Origin of the sequence: Chryseobacterium carnipullorum (assembly GCF_003815695.1) — a bacterium.
Taxonomy (GTDB): domain Bacteria; phylum Bacteroidota; class Bacteroidia; order Flavobacteriales; family Weeksellaceae; genus Chryseobacterium; species Chryseobacterium carnipullorum.
The window spans coordinates 397558-417099 of record NZ_CP033920.1; the positions used below are offsets into that span (position 1 = coordinate 397558).

The 19542-nt window shown below is 32.7% G+C and carries 16 protein-coding genes; 10 read left to right on the forward strand and 6 right to left on the reverse strand.

Features of this window, described 5'->3' with window-relative positions:
- Nucleotides 1–1206, reverse strand: coding sequence for an SIR2 family protein (locus EG346_RS01905; RefSeq protein ID WP_123876809.1), 1206 nt, complete (start codon nt 1204–1206; stop codon nt 1–3).
- Between the two features lie 364 nt (nt 1207–1570).
- On the opposite strand from EG346_RS01905, the gene EG346_RS01910 reads away from it, so the two are divergent.
- Complete coding sequence (locus EG346_RS01910) at nt 1571–2782, forward strand: site-specific integrase (RefSeq protein ID WP_164466300.1); 1212 nt, start codon at nt 1571–1573, stop codon at nt 2780–2782.
- Between the two features lie 10 nt (nt 2783–2792).
- Here the strand turns inward: EG346_RS01910 and EG346_RS01915 are convergent, their stop codons facing one another.
- Nucleotides 2793–2975, reverse strand: a complete 183-nt coding sequence (locus EG346_RS01915; RefSeq protein ID WP_123876811.1) for a hypothetical protein — start codon at nt 2973–2975, stop codon at nt 2793–2795.
- A gap of 738 nt (nt 2976–3713) precedes the next feature.
- Between EG346_RS01915 and dndC the strand changes: the two genes are divergently transcribed.
- The 5 genes from dndC to EG346_RS01940 are packed head-to-tail and all read left to right on the forward strand — an operon-like array spanning nt 3714 to nt 10484.
- The gene (dndC, locus tag EG346_RS01920) at nt 3714–5054 is read left to right on the forward strand and encodes a DNA phosphorothioation system sulfurtransferase DndC (RefSeq protein WP_123876812.1); all 1341 of its coding nucleotides are present in this window, start codon (nt 3714–3716) and stop codon (nt 5052–5054) included.
- Nucleotides 5044–7161, forward strand: a complete 2118-nt coding sequence (gene dndD / locus EG346_RS01925; RefSeq protein WP_123876813.1) for a DNA sulfur modification protein DndD — start codon at nt 5044–5046, stop codon at nt 7159–7161. The genes dndC and dndD overlap by 11 nt, the downstream gene beginning before the upstream one ends.
- Nucleotides 7151–8728 carry a DndE family protein gene (locus EG346_RS01930; RefSeq protein WP_123876814.1) on the forward strand — a complete coding sequence of 526 codons (1578 nt, stop codon included), beginning with the start codon at nt 7151–7153 and terminating at the stop codon, nt 8726–8728. The genes dndD and EG346_RS01930 overlap by 11 nt, the downstream gene beginning before the upstream one ends.
- A 6-nt stretch (nt 8729–8734) precedes the next feature.
- A complete protein-coding gene (locus EG346_RS01935; protein ID WP_123876815.1) occupies nt 8735–9253 on the forward strand; it encodes a hypothetical protein in 519 nt (172 codons plus the stop codon).
- Nucleotides 9254–9260: 7 nt separating this feature from the next.
- A complete protein-coding gene (locus tag EG346_RS01940) occupies nt 9261–10484 on the forward strand; it encodes a DNA sulfur modification protein DndB (protein ID WP_123876816.1) in 1224 nt (407 codons plus the stop codon).
- A gap of 169 nt (nt 10485–10653) precedes the next feature.
- Here EG346_RS01940 and EG346_RS01945 read toward each other — a convergent pair whose 3' ends face one another.
- Together EG346_RS01945 and EG346_RS01950 are read right to left on the reverse strand one after the other, a co-directional pair.
- On the reverse strand, nt 10654–11133 hold the full coding sequence (locus EG346_RS01945) for a thermonuclease family protein (protein WP_123876817.1): 480 nt from the start codon (nt 11131–11133) through the stop codon (nt 10654–10656).
- A 3-nt stretch (nt 11134–11136) separates the two neighbouring features.
- Nucleotides 11137–11916 carry an XRE family transcriptional regulator gene (locus EG346_RS01950; protein ID WP_123876818.1) on the reverse strand — a complete coding sequence of 260 codons (780 nt, stop codon included), beginning with the start codon at nt 11914–11916 and terminating at the stop codon, nt 11137–11139.
- 77 nt (nt 11917–11993) lie between these two features.
- On the opposite strand from EG346_RS01950, the gene dinB reads away from it, so the two are divergent.
- The 4 genes from dinB (at nt 11994) to EG346_RS01970 (ending at nt 17787) form a co-directional block, all read left to right on the forward strand.
- Complete coding sequence (gene dinB, locus EG346_RS01955; protein WP_123876819.1) at nt 11994–13139, forward strand: DNA polymerase IV; 1146 nt, start codon at nt 11994–11996, stop codon at nt 13137–13139.
- Between the two features lie 8 nt (nt 13140–13147).
- Nucleotides 13148–16201 (forward strand): DNA polymerase III subunit alpha, encoded by a 3054-nt coding sequence (locus EG346_RS01960; protein WP_123876820.1) that lies wholly within the window; start codon nt 13148–13150, stop codon nt 16199–16201.
- A 325-nt stretch (nt 16202–16526) separates the two neighbouring features.
- Nucleotides 16527–17147: a hypothetical protein gene (locus EG346_RS01965; RefSeq protein WP_123876821.1), complete on the forward strand. Its 621-nt coding sequence runs from the start codon at nt 16527–16529 to the stop codon at nt 17145–17147.
- A gap of 100 nt (nt 17148–17247) precedes the next feature.
- Nucleotides 17248–17787, forward strand: coding sequence for a transposase (locus tag EG346_RS01970; protein ID WP_123876822.1), 540 nt, complete (start codon nt 17248–17250; stop codon nt 17785–17787).
- 184 nt (nt 17788–17971) lie between these two features.
- On the opposite strand, the gene EG346_RS01975 is transcribed toward EG346_RS01970, so the two are convergent.
- A complete protein-coding gene (locus tag EG346_RS01975) occupies nt 17972–18778 on the reverse strand; it encodes a PRTRC system ThiF family protein (RefSeq protein ID WP_123882535.1) in 807 nt (268 codons plus the stop codon).
- A 2-nt stretch (nt 18779–18780) separates the two neighbouring features.
- Nucleotides 18781–19527 (reverse strand): PRTRC system protein B, encoded by a 747-nt coding sequence (locus tag EG346_RS01980; protein WP_123876823.1) that lies wholly within the window; start codon nt 19525–19527, stop codon nt 18781–18783.
- Nucleotides 19528–19542: the final 15 nt, after the last annotated feature.

The following is a 19542-nucleotide window of genomic DNA, read 5'->3' on the forward strand; positions in this document are numbered from 1 at the left end:
TTAATTATTTGGGAGGTTAATCACTATCTGTTTACTATCTTCTTGATTATAAGATTTTAAATCTGGATAATTAATTGCAAAATCTTCAAATGTTTCAGCAACAATAGATATATTAGAATACTTTTTTGCAGCTTCTATCAAGGGTTTCAAATTTTCATTTGTTTCATCAATCCCCCTATTTATAATCATTAATTGAAAACTTGGATTTTGTTCTAAAGCTTCAATAATTGCAGTTACAATATGTTTATCACCAAAACTAAAACCTACTGTGATAAGAAAAACATTTTCTCTCCTTAAATTGGATTGAAATCTTGACATCATTTCAAAATAGGGAGCTTCATAAGAACTTTCATATTTTGACTGATGGGGATATATCATTAAGGGCTCTAAAGCATCATCTTTTTGTATTATTTTTTCATTTTCTCTATCCCAATTTAACGATCCATGTAATTTATATAGATGAAAAACCTTTTGAATAAAATTATCTTCTTCTTTTACTCTACTTTGATTTCTTGATACAATATCATAATCAAAATTTCTCCCACTAAATGTGCGTGGTTTGGAGAATGAAAAACCATCTATCACAACAAAATTACCTATACAAGCTGCTTGTTCAAACATTAAGTCATAATTCAATGTAAATAATTTGAATCGTGGTAAAGTAACTTTACGTTTAGTAACTTTATTTAATAAAAGAGTATGAGGTGCATTATCTGGTAAACTAAGGTCACATGCATTTTTAATAAAGTTTTTAATTTTATTTACACAGTCTTCAATATCAATATCTGTTTTTGGTATGAATGGTATTGCAGGAGTTGCTAACGAAAGAACCCGCTCTAAGTTCTTAATAATTTCACCATCAGGCCAAGTTTCATTATATCCTATTCTTTCAAGTAATTTACTAAATAAATCACTTGTCAATAAGTTTTCTGCATCATCCCATAAATCAGCCATAGATTTACCTATTTTACCATCTTTCCCCCATCCTATAGATGAACCAGCACCAGTTAAAAGTATCAAATTTTCAAACTGATTATTAAGTAACTGAGAATATTTTTTTCTTTTTGTTGCAATAGCATAATCGATTCTGTTATCAGTGGTATCATTAAATTCGTGCAATTTTCCGTCTATATATACCTTTACATCGTCTGCATCAATATCATCATAAGCAACAGAATTGTTGTTATTAAGTAATAATTGTTTCATGGTTTTGGGTTAGTTTTTAGTTTATTAATATCTACTCTTTGTCTTGTTCATATTTACTTATATGAATGTAATAAAAGATAAATTTAAAAGTAATGGATTATATTCTTGCAACTTTCTTGCAACAAAATAAAAAAAGACACTCACATTTCTGTAAGTGTCTGATTTTTAGTGGTCCCACCTGGGCTCGAACCAGGGACCACCTGATTATGAGATATGTTTTTTTGTATTTATTTTATTTTATTATAAATACATTTATATTTATAACACCTAATTATCAGCAACTTACATCCAATTTAATTTTATTATTCTATTGTTATTTCTTATATTTGTAGTACGAATGTTCGTCAAATGTTCGTCAAAATATATGACATCTTTTCAATTTACTTTAAAAAACGCACCAAAATCTAACGGTGAAAAAAGCATCATTATATCTTTTATAAAGGATAGAAAGAATACTTCTCTTTCTTTACAAAAGTCTTGTCGTGAAGATCAATGGAGCTTTGAAACAGAGCGTGTAAAAAAGAATCATCCGGATCATAATAAGCTTAATACATTCATAGAAAAGTATAAAATAATTATCGAACATATTATTGATCAATTTGAAGAAGAAAATATTCCTTATACCCTCCCCGACCTAATTAATAGAATAAAAACCTACAAAGGCAAAAACAAAACTTCTTCATATACAGAATTTCAGTTAGAAAATATTGAAAATTTAAAAAAATCTGATAAATTAGGCAGCGCCCAAATAGAAAAAGAAACTTTAAATTCTCTTCAAACTTTTTTCAACAAAAAAGATATTGGATTCAATGAAATCAATTATACTTCATTAAATAAATACGAAGCTTATTGTACAGAAAAAGGTAACAAAATGAGTACCTTGGGAATTCGGGTTAGAACTATACGAAATATTTTTAATAAAGCAATTAAAGCAAAAATTATTAAAGAAACTCAATATCCTTTCAAAGATTATAAGGTCTCAAAAATAAAAAGCAATAGTAAAAAAGAATTTCTAACCCAAGATGAAATACAACTTTTAAATGAATATGAAGCAGAAAATGCTAGAGAACAATTTGCAAAAGATATGTTTCTCTTCAGTTACTATTCGCGAGGAATAAATTTTATTGACATAATTAAACTTGAAAAAAAATCTATTTTCGGCAGTAATATAAATTATATCAGAACAAAGACAGGAGTTTCCATTAATTTTAAATTATCTGATAAAAACGATGAAATAATTAAAAGATATAGTTCTAACGTCGATTCATACTTCATTTTTAAAATTATTCAAAACAATAATACTGACATTGGTTATTTAAAAAATAAAAGCCACAAATATCTAAAGGAATTTGTCAATCCGCCTCTTAAAGATATTATTAAAAACCTTAAAATTAATAAAAACATCACATTTTATTGCGCAAGACATTCTTTTGCAACAGCATTGAAATTTAAAAACATTTCAATTGATATCATTAAAGAAGCCTTGGGACATAAAGACATACAGTCCACAATGGCTTACTTGAATACTTTACCAGATGCAAAGTTGGATAAAATCATTGAAGATATTATATTATAATATTCAATAATTATTTAATACTTCGGGTGTCATATTCCTGCATCTGAACATTTTGAGTACATTTTCTTTGTGAAGTTGAATCATAATCACAACGACCTTCAAAAATCACTTTGTTTTGCTTAACAAAATTGGTTGCAAATGCTATTCCTGCAAATATTAAAAGGATTGTTACTGATAAAATGAACTTTTTCATAATTAAAGTTTTTCTGATATAATACTTACTCTGTTAGATTTTTTAGTTTCTCTTTTTGAAACTATCATTATTCAACTATGCTATACTGAACTTTTCATTTCGATATGAAATAAAAACACCTACATTAAGCTGTCTTTTCATTGATTCATTCAATAAAAGATTGTGTTATGAGTTTGTAATCGCTTTGACAGAAGGCAGATTACTTTGGTAGGAAAATAGGTTGTCAGTTTTTCATTATTTTAGGATTTTTACAGCTAATAACCCTGATGGTTATTAGAATTCTGAAAACGAATTTAGAGGGCGATGAATTAAAAAAAAAGAAAAGCTTGCACTGATTTATAAATCGTACCAGTACGATTTATAAATCAGTTCATATAAATTAAATTAGTAAAGACGTTATATATTTTACAATATATCCGATTTTAAACTGTATATTAAAAATACAATACTAAATCTATTCAATTCCTTATATTTATATTTAATAAACTGAATTCGTGGCAAAACTGTAATCTTTGCTAATACTCTCGTTTAGTGAAATGGTTTTTTGGAATTAAATTGAAAATTTTTCGAAGCAATGGAATGTTAGTATTTCATTTTTATAAGCTTTCTGCTAGGAAGTAGAATATAGGAAATACTAAGTGCTACCTCGATCATCGAAACAGTATTTTTCATTCAATTTAAACGTTTTTCCTTTTGTAAGACCAAAAAAAATTATTAATTTGTACCATAGGAAAAATTATGGCAAAATTCATTCAGAACATTGTTGATGAAATTATTGATCAGTATCTTTTTGCAGACAAATCTTTAAGACCTTGGATTATAGGTTTTAGTGGCGGTAAAGATTCGACAGTAATGCTTCAATTTGTTTGGAAAGCACTACAACACATAAAACAACTTGCTCTTGTACCTTATAGAGAAATATACATTGTTTGTAATGATACGATGGTTGAAAACCCTGTAATTACAGAATATGTATATCGGGTTTTAGAAAAAATTGAGCAAGCTGCTGTCGAGCAAGATTTGCCAATTCGTGTGATAAAAACAATACCGAGATTAGAAGATTCTTTTTGGGTAAATTTGATTGGGAAAGGCTACCCAGCACCTAACAACGCATTCCGTTGGTGCACAGAAAGACTAAAAATAAAGCCAACTCAACGTTTTATTTTGGAGCAAATTGATGAATTTGGAGAGGCTGTTATATTGATTGGTACACGTTCGGCAGAATCTGCAAGTCGTGCAAAATCAATGAAAAAACACGCAATAAAAGGAAAACGTTTGAGCAAACATCCAACTCAGCCCAATACATTTATGTATGCCCCCATTCGACACCTATCCTTAGAGGAAGTTTGGTACACAATAAATACAATGCCCTCACCTTGGGGAGCAAGTAATGAAGAACTTTTTCAAATTTATTCTGATGCCAGTGCTGACGATTATGAATGTCCGACTGTTGTAACAGATAAGGAACATAAATCTTGTGGACAAAGTCGTTTTGGTTGTTGGACTTGTACCGTTGTGAAGCAAGACAAATCAATGTCAGCATTGATAGAAAATGGTTTAACTTGGCTTAAACCTCTTTTGCAATTAAGAAATGAGTTAGCAGAAGAACGAAATATCATTGAAAACAGAATGCCACAACGTAGAAATGGAACTGATGCAATAAATGGAATGGGTCCATATTATCCAAAATATCGTGCTTCGGTATTATTAAGATTGCTACAAGCGCAAAAAGAAGTTCAAAAAGACAAACCTCACGTTGAGTTAATTACAAATCAAGAACTAATTGCCATTCAAACCATTTGGTATCGTGATTTCGTATTTGATCAAAAAGTTTCGGAAATTTACCACAACGCCTATAAATCAGATTTGGATATGAAAGACCATAATGAGAAAAAAGAAAAAGAACTTGAATTGTTGAAAAAATCTTGTCAAGAAAATCCGCAAGATTTTGAGTTAATTCAAGAACTTCTCACTTTGCAAAAAAACAAATCTCTTCTTAACCGAAAAAGGGGATTGAAAGATGATATTGAAACACGAATAGAGGAATACTTAAAAAAAGAGCAGAAAGATGTTCATTAAAGAAATAGAACTAAATAACTTCCGGATTTATAAAGGCGTAAACAAAATTGAACTTTTACCAAAAGACAATAAGAATATCATTGTCGTAAGTGGTAAAAATGGATTTGGAAAAACCACCTTTTTAATGTCCTTGGTATGGTGTCTATATGGTAGGCAGATGGAAAAAGTTGATGAACTTTACCAAAAAGAAATTGGAGACAAAGGAGGTTATGGTAAGTATATTGGAAACAGCCTGAATAGATTAGCTAATGCAGAAGGAGATACAAAATTTTCCGTATCTGTAACATTTCGTGATGTCAAAATTCCCGAAATAACCTGTAATGAAATCAAAATTACAAGAAGTTACGATGTAAAAACAAGTACAAATGATAAGGTAGAAGTTCTTATCGATGGCTTTCAAAACGAATTGATTCAAGATTTAACGACTGATGGTAAACAAGATGGGGAAGAAATATTTATACGTGATTTTATTCTACCAATTGAAATTGCTAAATTTTTCTTTTTTGATGCTGAAAAAATTGTATCCCTTGCCGAAATTAATTCCCCGGAACAACGTAGATTACTAAGCAAAGCCTACACTGAAGTATTAGGAATTAAAAAATATGAAGATTTAAAAGACCAGCTTGAGAACATTCAAGATGAGTATAGAAAAAAATCAGCAAAGCCACAAGAGCGTCAAGAATTCAATGATATTGAAAATGATATAAAAAACAAACAAATTTCAATTGATGATATAGATTTACAGATTCAAGAATTAAATCAAGAAAAGATTGAAAAGCAGAGCGAATCTAATGAGATTCAAATGAAGTTGATTCAAGAAGGAAATATGATGACTCTCGAACAATTAAACATTCTAAAAAATGATGAGATTAGTTTAAATGAAAAAATCAATGAACTTCAAAATGATTTAAAAGATTTATTCGATTTAATTCCATTCGGTCTGGCAGGTGAAACTTTAATGGATGTCTCTAATCAATTGAGCGATGAAAAAAACCACAGAGAAAGCAAATATAAGCAAGAGGATGTAGGCGAAAAAACAAACCAAATTTTAGGTGATATTGAAAGCGCAAAAAAAGAATTTAATGGGTTTGTTGATGTTAAAGTGAGAGATTTTTATGAATTACAAATAAAAAATTTAATAAAAAAATATTTTTTCTCTGACATTCCAGAACTACCTGCAAGTTTTGTCTCTTTACACGATTTTTCAGATTCTGAAACAAATGAGTTAAATTCTCTTGTCAACAATTTAAAACATACATTTAAAAGTGTTTTCACAAAACTTAATGATGAATATTTGAGGTCTAAGAATGAATTAGATTCCATACGGAGGAAGATCAGAGCTGCCGAAAAAGATGCAGAAGATGAGTACATCTCCAAACTTAGAGAAGACAAAACACGCTTGGACAACAGGATTTTCACGATTGAAAAAGACATCTACGATTTGGGTGAAAGGACTGGCGCATTCAAAAATGAAATTAAAACTTTAAAACAGAGACAGGAAGAGTTGCGTAAAAAGATTGATGACTCAAGACGTTATTCTGAAAAAGACAAAAAAACTCAAGACTTAATACATAATTTAAAGGACTTCATCAAAGATTTCAAACTAACAACAAAGAAAAAGTTAGAAGAGAACGTTTTAAGTGAACTTAATATTTTAATGCATAAAAAAGGCTTTATCAAAAAAGTTGTTGTAGATATTAATCAAGCAGGAGATGATGTAGATATTAATTTGTATAATTCCAGAGATGAAAAAATTGACAAAGGTTCTCTTTCTATGGGCGAAAGGCAAATGTATGCGTCTGCATTGCTGAAAGCCTTAGTTGATGAATCGGACATTGAATTTCCAGTATTTATTGACTCTCCAATGCAAAAATTTGATAAAGACCATGCTGAAAATGTTATCAGAGAGTTTTATCCAAATGTCTCCAAACAAGTAATATTATTTCCATTAATTCATAAGGAATTAACAGAGGGTGAATTTGAATTATTGAAACCGAATATTAGCAGGGCATATATCATTCGCAATATTAGTACAGACGCATCGAACTTTGTTGAATCTGAACCAGAAAATTTAATTAATACATATAACGAACTGTATGCAAATTAATATTAGAACTTCCGAAGCCAATCAGGAAATAGTAAGAAAACTAACCTCTAGACTCCCTGTTGGTACTAAAGAAAATGTAATTGCAAGAATTGCCTTAGGATATTCTTTACAGAACGGAAAACGTTTTACTGTATCAGAGTTTAGTTTATATGATTCTAAAGGTAAAGAATACAAAGACCATATACTTTTTGATGCAAAATATAGGGATTTTTACATAGCCTTAGTTTGTCAGTATTATGGGATTTATAAAACAAATGATAATATTCCAAAATATATTAAACTGCACATTGACCACGGATTGGAATTGATGGATAATTTGTTTTCAAATAATAATAACTATACATTTTTAGACTTTTTGACGGAACATTTAGATAAAGGAATCTCTATGTTAGATACCGTTAAAGTAAGTTTAGATGCAGTTAAAAATAATAATCAAGGTATTGAAAAATCATATTTTTCTGAACCAATAAAAATTTTAATTGGAAATTATCTTGCAAATAAGTCCGAAGATGTTGTATTAAACTTCAATGATACAGGAATCTACAACAACAATCATATTGCAGTTGCTGGAAGTTCGGGAACTGGTAAGACCCAGTTTGCTTTGCAACTTTTAAGGGAAATTTCGGAAAAATCAAATCATCACGTCAATTTTATTTATCTTGATTTTAAAGGATTAAAAGATGATGACTTAGCAGAAATGCAACCTTTCTTTGAAAAGACTAAATCGCAGTTTATTGACGCTCCCAAAACTCCTTTCCCTGTAAATCCTTTGTCATTTATTGACAGTATTAATGATGTTAATAAACAAATGGGAATTGACAAGTTTGTTGATATTATTTGTAAATATTCAAATATCGGAATTAAACAAAGAGGTAAATTAAGAGAAGCAACAATAGAGGCTTTTCAGAAAATGAAACCTGGTGCTTATCCGAGTTTTTCTGAAATCAACGAGCAACTTTTGGAACTTGTTGGAGAGAAAAGAGATACGCTCACAGAAATCATTGATGAACTAAGTAGATATAATGTTTTCCAAGAAGATAAAAAAGTTAAGAATTTTCTTAACCAAAATATTTACTTGTCCCTATCTGGAGATTTATCTAATTCTGTAAGATTCACTTCATTATTTTTGATTATAAACTATATTTATAATGTCTTTATGAATATGGATAGTACGCCTACGGAAAATGGCTTTCGTGCTATGAGATATGTTCTTTTAATCGATGAGGCACACGTTATTTTCAAAGAAAAGAAATACCAAGATATTTTAGAGAAAATTTTACGTGAAGTTCGTTCTAAAGGTGTTTCCGTAGTTCTTTTATCACAAGGAATTGAAGAGTTCAACCAACCGACTTTTGATTTTTCGAGTATGTGTGAAATTTCGTTTTTATTAAATATAAAGGATAAAAACAACACAAAGGCAATTAATAAATTTTTAGGATTTAGTGAAAAAGATGGTTTGAAAGCATATAGAAGTCTTGAAAAGATTCAAAAAGGACAGGCTATTTCCAATATGAAAGAATTTCCGAAGGGTGAGTTGTTTGAGATTAAACAGTTTTATAATAGTTGATAGATTATGGCAGTATTAAATGTACAGGAAATAAATAACCATTTTATTGACAATCGCTATCTTTTAAATGTAATTCATCAACCAGATCTATGGAGTACACTTAATATTCCCCAGCTTCCCCAGCCAACAAAAGTCAAATTTGATGAAGATATTAAAGTTAATATGCCTCAAGCAATAAAAAACAATAAAGGTCTTTATATGTTTTTCTTAGAACCTTCGCATCCATTTGAGCCCATAATAAATCATCTGCTTTATATAGGAAGAGTAAGGGAAGGACAAACCAGTTTTAGTTTTTTCAAAAGATTTGATGAGTATAAAAATCAAATAGGAAATATAAACGGAAGTCTTAACAAAGTTTTACTCACAAATCTTTGGCCAGATTACACACACGTTTATTTTTACAGTCTAAACCATCTTACAGACGATGAAATTGCAAGAATTGAAGACGAAATAATAAAAAAAATAGTTCCACCACTCAATTCAAAGATTGGTGGTAAAACTGAACAATCTAGAAACTTATACTAAGAATACTATGATACACTTAGCCTGTCTTAGAGGGAATATCGGATACTGGACATACTACTCTACAGTTATCAAGATTAAGGATTTAGTTACCGACAATCGTGTTATTACTGTTTCAGAATCTGAAGAATTATATACTCAAAATATTAATCGAATTTTACAGAGAGAAATTAATCAAAGTAGAATAAAATCTTTGAAAAAATATATCAAAGAAAATGATGAACGTTTCTTTAGCAGTTTAATTGTAGCCGTTCATAAAGGAAGCCCCAAATGGTCTGATATTGATTTATTTGAAAGAATTGAAATCGACGGTAGTGAAATTAACCAAGAACAAGTTAATTTTTTGGGAAGCAAATTTGGTATCTTATCTCTAAATGGAGATGAAGAAATATTTGCATTAGATGGACAGCACCGTTTAAAGGGTTTACGAAAAGCCTATGAAGAAGATGAGACTATTGAAGACCTTGAAATTCCTGTAATATTTGTAATTCACAATCATAACCAAGTTGAAAAGACAAGGCGTTTATTTACTGTACTAAATAAATATGCTGAAAAACCTAAAGGTGCAGAATTGATAATTCTTGACGAAGATGATGTTGCAGCCATAAACACTAGAAGATTAGTCATTGAACATCCTATTTTATCCAAGCCTAATGCATTATCTTCTTCGAAATCCGGTGCTATTCCCACAAATGATAATAAGTCATTTACGACATTAGTTACTTTATATAGTATCAATAAGAAGCTATATTCTCAAAACGCTTCATACTATACTGTGAGGCCTGCTGATGATATAATTGAAAGTCTATATCAAAAATCTGTCGCTTTTTGGAATACTTTATTTGAAGTTTTCCCTGAATTAATAAATTATACTGACGAAGTGGAAAATTTAACAATAAACGAAAAACCAATTCTAAGAAATGATAATTCAGGGGGAAGTTTGCTATTAAGACCAGTTGGGCAGGAATTGATTGCTAACGCTTATACAAAGTTCCTGGCAAATGAATTGCCTGAATTTAAAAGAAAGCTTCGGCTTATTGATTTTAATTTAAGTGGAAATATTTGGAAATACATTTTTTGGAATGAAAAAATGCTTGGCAAGGAAGCTAAACTTAAAAATAATTTATTGTTATTTTTATTAGGAAAACATACTGATGTAAATATACATAGGGAAATGACAAGAGTATATAACTTAAATAATCAAGAGTATCAAAATCATATTGAACAAATTTGATTTTTTTGGAGGACAATCATTGTACATATATCTGACAAATTAGCAATGAAATTTGGAATAAGTCGAACTTCGAAAAAAGTAGCAAATTCCATTATTTTAAGATTAATAGCCGTTATATTGCAAATTTCATTGGCATTGACAGTAAGAAAAAGTCAAATCTTTAGTATTATTATTCCAAAATTATATTTTCACGCTTCATTTTTCTATACTCCCAAGGTGAAACAGCATTATCATCCTGCCATAGACCTAATTTGTTCAGTTTGGCTTCCTGCTCTAAATCACCCAAAGATTTATCTTTGGAAAAGTGGTAATACCACCACCCTAGTCCTGCTTTGATGATTTCAGCAGAAAGATACTTTTCATTATCATAATAGACCTTGGCAATAGTCCGTCCATAACGGTCGGTATCGGTTTCAATAAATGAAATTTGCTTTCCGAAAACCTGTTCGGAAGTAAATTGCTTTGCATTTTTTCCAAAAGGCTGTCCGCTTTCAGGGCAATCCACTTCTGCCAGCCGGAGCTTTTTTTGGATATTGCCATCCAAAAGTACGGTAATCGTGTCACCGTCCGTAATAGCTACAACTTTTGATACTGTCTGAGAAAAAACACTAAGTGGTAATAGTAGGATTAAAAATATCAGTTTTCTCATCAATTATTTTTTTAAGCTGTCCTTCACAATTTGTATATCGTTTTTTAAAGATAAAAACATTGACTGTATTTCCATAGGGACAGGATTTAAAAGTCCCAGATCATCTTTATTGATACTACACTCATATTCCCAGATCTCCAGAACATCTGCCCACTCAATTTCATAGGGATCATAAAAGCTATTGTCAAAACTCACCAAAGTACCGTATTGATTTTGATCTGTATAGCGTTTGTATACAAATCCTTCACGAGTAACAAAAAAATAAGATTTCCCTTTTTTGAGGTCATTTCTACTCTCCACATATTTTCCCACAAAATATGTGGAATCATTATAAGGGGGCATTGAATCTCCACCAGCAGGAAACGCCCTGTATTTTCCATTGTGTAAAAAAGGTAATGACATATATTGAAGGTTTCCGATATATTCCGGATCGTTGTAACCGTTAAGATATCCCATTGAAGCTTTGTGAGGAACAATTTCAATTTTATTCTCGCCGGCTTCATCAACCAATATGGGCAAAACACTTCGATTATTCGGTAGCTCTATCATATCCTCTCTAGAATATTTTCTGAGATCTACTGTAAGCAGCAAGTCAGTACTAACTTGATAATAACGAGAAATTGCTAATAGCACATCTAATGGAGGGGCTGTTTTTCCAGTCTCATATTTAGCATAAGAATCTCTTGAAACAACCAACTTCTCAGCAATTTTTTCTTGTGTCATTTTAGGAATCTGCATCCTTAAATACAGGATGTTATCTGATAAAATAGATAGCGTAGACATTTTGTGAATATTAATCACAACAAATGTAATGATATTTGTGAAAAATGTTACCAAATTTGTTGAATAATTTAATAGTAATGACTCGCTCAATTGTACATATGGATCTGGACACCTATTTTGTGTCCTGTGAAAGGCTGAAAAATCCCAGCTTAAAAGGAGTTCCACTTATCATTGGTGGTGGGGACAGAGGTGTCGTGGCATCGTGTTCTTACGAAACCAGATATTTTGGAGTAAGAAGTGCAATGCCAATCAAAATGGCTTTGAGATTATGCCCTGAAGCAAAAGTTATCAAAGGAGATATGGAAATGTATTCCAATATGTCCCATACCGTAACTGAAATTATTCAGGAGAAAGTCCCGGTTTTGGAGAAAGCAAGTATAGATGAATTTTATATGGATCTGTCCGGAATGGATAAATTTTTCGGATGCTATCAATGGACGACTGAAATTGCAGAATCTGTTTCCAAAAATACAGGATTGCCTATCAGCTTTGCACTATCGACCAATAAAACAGTTTCAAAAATCGGAACCGGAGAATCAAAACCAATAGGGAGGTTTGAGATTCAAGAACAAAATGTAAAATCTTTTTTAAATCCTCTGTCCATTAAGAAAATTCCGATGGTCGGAAATGTAACCTTTCAATTGCTTTCCCGGATTGGTATTAGAAATATCCAAAGCCTATCCGAAATGCCCGTAGACGTTTTGCATCAGCTTTTAGGAAAAAATGGTTCGGAGTTATGGAAAAAAGCCAATGGGATCGATGAAACTCCCGTTATTCCATATTCAGAAAGAAAATCTATTTCAAAGGAACATACATTTACACAAGACACCATTGATATTTCAGGCATTAAAAGTTTACTGTCAGGAATGGTTGAACAATTATGTTTTCAACTCCGGAAAGAAAAATGGCTGACATCGGCTGTCGTCATAAAAATTAGGTACTCTAATTTTGATACAGAAACCAAACAATGCAAAGTTCCTTATACTTCTTCTGACCATATCCTGCTACAATATGCATTTGAACTTTTGGCTAAGGCTTATACCAGGAGGATGAGAATTCGTCTGATCGGAATAAAATTTACAGGTTTGGTCAACGGATGCCACCAGATGAATTTGTTTGAAGATACTGAAGAACTTATTAGTCTTTATCAGACAATGGATAAAATAAAAATGAGATTCGGCGCTACCAGTGTCGGGAGGGCATCGGGACTCATAATAAAATAACTGCCATTATGTTTGTGAACTGCCACTCTTATCATAGTCTTCGATACGGAACAATTTCTGTAGAGGAATTGGTTCAGCAATGTGTTGAGCTGGGTATCGAGGTGGCTGCATTGACCGATATCAATACGATCACCGGAATTTACGAATTTCATAAGTTGTGCTTACAGCATCATATCAAACCCGTTGTTGGTGTTGAGATAAGAAAAGAAAACCTCTTGTATTATATCTGCTTAGCAAAAAGCAGAACTGGAATTTCAGAAATCAACAGGCTTCTTACCGTGCATAATTGCGATGGGAAAGAACTTCCTAAATATCATCCGAATTTTACCGATGTGACGGTCATTTATCCTTTAAATGATTTTCCTCCAAAACTTAATCGGAATGAATACATTGGGATAAGACCCGAGGAAATCAATCTTTTAGTGAATCCGTCATTAGCAAAATATTTTCATAAAATGGTCATTTTAAAGCCTGTCACATTTACGACTAAAAGAGAATACCATCTTCACCGGATTTTACGTGCTATTGATCGCAATACTTTGGTTACAAAATTAGAGGTTAATGATTATTGTAAAAATAATGAGAAATTTGTTCCGCCTGCTGAATTGCTGAAAGCCTTTCAACAGTATCCTGAAATCACCCAAAATACAAAGCGGATATTAGAAGAATGCTATTTTGAGCTTGATTGTTCAACTCCAAAAAATAAAAAGCATTTTACCGACAGCAAAGAAAATGATTTTAAGTTATTAAAAGTGCTGGCATATAAAGGACTTGCAATAAGATATCCAGATGATGACGGCACAGCTCAAGCCAGAGCGGAAAAAGAATTAGGCGTGATCGACCAATTGAACTTTAGTGCTTATTTCCTTATAACCTGGGATATTATCCAGTATAGCAATAGAATGGGATTTATGCACGTTGGGAGAGGTAGCGGGGCCAACAGTATCATTGCCTATTGTCTTGGCATTACTGACATCTGTCCACTCGAACTGGATCTTTATTTTGAACGCTTCCTCAATTTGAACCGTAAATCACCACCTGATTTTGATATTGACTGGAGTTGGCACGACAGAGACACCATATTGCAATATATTTTTGATAAATACGGAAAAGACCACGTTGCATTTTGCGGAACGAATGTACAGTTCAAATACAAATCAATTTTCCGGGAGGTTGGAAAAGCATTTGGGCTACCGAAAGAGGAACTGGATATATTGGCCCCCAAGCCTATTGAGCAGCACGATAATAATTCCGTTACCAGAATGGTTTATAAGTATGGAAAATTGTTGGAAAAATTTCCCAATCAAAGGAGTATGCACAGTTGCGGAATTTTAATTTCCGAGGAACCCATTACTAATTTCACCGCATTGGAAATGCCTCCAAAGGGATTTCCGATTGTTCAGTTCGATATGCACGTTTCCGAAGAGATAGGATTTGAGAAATTCGATATCCTTTCCCAGAGAGGTTTAGGAACGATAAATGACGCTGTGAAATTGATTGAGGAAAAACGTGGCATAAAGGTAGACATAAGGGATGTGAGAATCTCCAAAAATGAAGAAAAATGCAATGAATACTTAAGCAAAGGAAAAACAATCGGCTGCTTTTATATTGAAAGTCCTGCAATGAGAGGACTGCTCCGCAGGTTGAAATGTGATAATTATAAAGTGCTGGTAGCTGCTTCATCTATTATCAGACCGGGAGTTGCCCAAAGCGGAATGATGAAAGAATATATATTCCGGCACAACAACCCTGATAAGTTTGAATATTTCCACGAGGTCTTTAAAAAGGAACTTGGTGAAACTTACGGCATAATGGTCTATCAAGAGGATGTTATTAAAATTGCGTTGCATTTTGGTGGATTAACACCTGCAGATGGGGATGTGTTGCGAAGAGCAATGAGTGGCAAGGGAAGGTCTTTATCTGCGTTGCAAAAAGTGAAAGACCATTTTTTTGAATCGTGCACAAAGATTGGACATCCGGAACAATTATCCAAAGAAGTATACAGACAAATTGAATCGTTTGCCGGCTACTCCTTTTGTAAAGCCCACTCCGCATCCTATGCTGTTGAAAGTTACCAAAGCCTATATCTGAAAGTGTACTACCCTATTGAATTTATGGTATCTGCAATCAATAATGGTGGTGGTTTTTACCGACCGGAGGTCTATGTTCACGAAGCCAGAATGTCAGGAGCTGTTATCCTTAATCCCTGTGTCAATCAGAGTGAGTGCAAAACTACTCTTTATGGAAAAGATGTCTATCTCGGACTGATGCACATTGAGAAATTGGAGAGCAAAACTGCTCATTTAATTCCTGAGGAAAGAAAAACAAATGGGGATTATTTATCATTGGAAAACTTTGTCAAAAGAGTCCCTATCGGTATTGAGACATTGCATATACTAATTTTCATCGGAGCTTTCCGGTTTACAGGAAAGCAAAAGCACGAACTCCTGATAGAAGCAAGATTCTTGTTGGCAGGAAAAAAGACTGATTACAGGCATTTGACATTGTTTGAGGAACCCCAGAAAAATTATAAACTACCCAAAGTACAAAGACACCCTTTTGAAGATGCCTTTGATGAAATTGAAATTTTGGGGTTCCCAGTTTCTTTCAGTCCATTCGATATGCTTCAGACAAAATACAAGGGGAGCGTAATGGCAAAGGAATTGACGAAATACCACAAAAAACAGGTAAAGATGTTAGCTTACCTGATTTCCCGAAAGCAAGTTCCCACCAAGAGGGGGACAATGTATTTCGGAACGTGGATCGATGCGGAGGGAGAGTACTTTGATACAGCTCATTTTCCTGATAACCTTTCCCGGTATCCATTCCAGGGAGGTGGATGCTATCTGTTGCTAGGGACCGTGGAGGTTGATTTTCACTTCCCCACTATTACTATAATGAAAATGGCAAAAATGCCATTCATTCCCGACCCGAGATATTCTTTGTATAAAGAAAAGGCTTACGATGCCTATAACAATATTCGCGAAGATGTCAGTATGACGTGGCGAAAACCTTATCCGCAGGAGCACGAAATAGGACTGCCCAGAATGAAGATGGAATAGAATGATAAGCAAAAAAAGTCGGCTCCGATTCTTGCATTGAATTTATTGAGACAGCCAATTATACCGTAATTTGTAAAGTAGATGTCAATTTTTGCTTTAGCTTGTTTATATTTGTACTATAAAATATTAATCTTAAAGTGTTTTTCTTTAAGTCCCACATTGAAAACTGGTAATTTTTAAGACTACGGGACAATAAGTAAGAACGCTCACGTTTTGGCGTGGGCGCTCGCTTATTCGTAGTCGGGTATACCAGTGCCTCAATGTCGGTAAGTGTAGTGTCCTACGCCTTTTTTTTGTAGCACTCCACAAAGTAAATACTGGAAATATGAGTGCTGACAACAAAAAAGATTCTTTCAATACAGCTTTTAATGACAATGCTGAAATCAGTCGTATTTCAGGACAGAAAATTATTGATATGACTAATCAATTCTATCTTGAAATGTCCAAAAATATCCTTTCAGAAAGGGAATATGAAATTCTGGAGAAAATACTTATTGATAAATGCCCTTTAGAGATTCTTTCTGAAAAATATAATGTGGGATTTGCATCTATAAGAAAGATTTACGAAAATGTATTTTATAAGGTAAAATCTGTTTCAGGGTTAATCAGGGAGATTGACCTGTTAAAAGAAAAAATAAATCCGCTCAGTAAAGAATTTATATCAGATTTTAAGGCTTCATCCGAAAATAGACCAAGGAAAACCGAACTCCAAAACAGAAATATCACCGCAAGTTCATTTCTTTTCAGCAGCAGACTTAGGAATATGCTAAACAAGATGGACATTGTGACCTTTAAAGATTTGACAGACATTCCTCTTACAGACTATCCAAAATATAGAGGCTTCAAGGGAAAATGTATGGAGGAATTCGTCCAGTTCATAGAATTTGAAAATCTTGAAGATGAATTTGAAGGCTTTTATGAATTTAAAAAGAAGACTGCCATATAGAACTATTTTGTTTAATAAAAATAAAGAGTATAAAATTCATTCTCATTTTTTTTTATATTTGAACTGCTTACCAATATCTAATAATTCCAACAAAAATAAAATGAAAAAAATACTACTTCTATCAGTCATATCAATCTATTCATTAGCATATAGCCAAGTCAATTGCGAAGCTCTCAAAAAGGAAAATGAAAATTTACAGTCGACGAATAAAATTTTGGGTTCAGAAAATGAATATCTTAAAAAGGTGCTTGATATTAACAAACCAATTCTTGAAACGGAAAAAGAAAATTCATCATTTAAAATAACAAAGGTTGTTGGAAATAAAACCGAAAAAAGCATAGCTATTTCATTTCTTATTGAAGCAAAAGATGAGAAGAAAAAAATGACGATTGAAGATGTTTTCGTCGTAGACATTGAAGGAAATGAATATAAAATTGATTTGTATAAATCCAGTAAGCCATATCCTGAGTTAGCATTGAATGTACCTGTCAAACTTACTTTTTCATTTAAAGATATACAAGGCGAACCTTTATTTATTAAAATTTTCAGGTTTAAAACCACTTCACAGCACGAAAGAAACACATTTGAAAAAACGAAATCGAATTTAGAATTTAGAGATATAAAAGTTGTCTGGAATTAATAATACTTTGAATATTAAAATTCAAGGTATTTAAATATAAAAACGCAACCTTTTTTCAAAAACATCTCAAGGAAAAGTATTAGCAATGTTTTAGAAATGTGGTTGCTCCACTTTCCGCAAAAATGCGTTTCCGACCAACGGGAGGAATTGCATTTTTGCCGCCCGATTTTCATCAGGCGGCTTTTTATAGTTTTATGGGTTGGGAATGGAAATTTTTTAGATTGAGAAAGAATCCCCTGTTTTCTGTCAGCCCATTGCGAAATAAATTCCAAAGCAACGAACACCCCATTTGTGCCAACGTAGAATTGATAAACAAATCCTGCTTTTCCAAAGCTTCTGCCAAACTGCAACTTGGTGTATCATCTTCGGTTTCTGATTGTTTAAGTAGTTCTCCGAATTCTTCCGTTACATAAGGAAGATGCGACACCGTTTCGTACTTCTCGGAATTAGGTTGCTGAATATTTCCAATGGTAGATAAAAGAATTTGCCCCGTATATTTACCGTTTCCAGCATCAATCCAATATTTAGCCTGATTTCTGTATAATCTCCTACCCTCTTTCAACTCGTTTAGAATATCAGCAATTTCAAATCGTGATTTAACATTATCAACACAAGAGATATAAATTGCAGATTGCATACTCTCGTGAATCCTACCCAAAGAATCTCTTTCAAACCTTCTGACTTCGGCTTTCCAATTCGTACCCGACCATCGGTTTTCCCGATTTATCAGTGTAACTGCCTTTGGCAATCCTACTTCACATTCTGCAAAACGCTGTCTGCCTTGGTTCGCTTCTGTGATTATATCGTCATCCCACAGCCGAACTTGTATTCCTGCATGTCCCAATTCAATCAAGGAATGGTTCATTTCCATCAAGGCGGTTAGGACTTTTGACCCTGTCCCGCCCCCTCCTATAAGGTTTACGGTAATAGGATTGGTCGGATATATAAGGCTGTCATCGGTAAAATGAACTTTTGATTTTTCTGAATATATCATTAGAGCAGATTTTTTAAGGTTAGATTTGAATTGATTAAGACCTCTGTCGGAAAAGCTTCTTTACTTTGAATTAAATTTTTCCACAGATTCACACAATTTCCATTTATCGGATTATGGCTGTTGACCAAATGACTGAAATAAGAATTGAAAAAATAGTCTTCCCATTTTTCCGTAAACTCTTCAAGAGATACAGAATTTTTAATATTCACATCGACTGTTCCCATACAAACGCTTCCGCTTTCATACACATTGAAAAAAGGAGCGTGAAAAAGGGGTGTCTCCGCATTCGGACGTTGGTTGTTCTCCAAAGCGAATATTTTCATCCCTTGCTTATTGGCACACCATACTAAAGGTGGTACGTTCGCTAATCCGTTTGGAATAGAAAGTTGCTCGGTAAATAATAACGGTCGTTCCTGTGATTTTGTGAACCATATCACTTTCCCATTATCGGATGCATCTGTAAAAAGTATGTTTTCAGAAATAATACCGCTCGGTCTTAGAAAATCTTTATCTTTTTTGTTTTGGATATTCAGCGTTTTTGATAGACGCTGTGCTTCCCTTACGGTCAAGGGATGTGCGTTAATGGGGTTTCCGTTACGGTCAATATCAAAATATTCAACGTAGCCATCGGGATTATAACCCTCTGTCTCATAAAAGACCAATGCTGATTTAGGATGGTATAGTGTTCCAAAATTATTGGTTATGTCGGTTTCTTCTTTTTCGGTTGTATGTACTGTATGTCTCATAATTTTGTATAATTT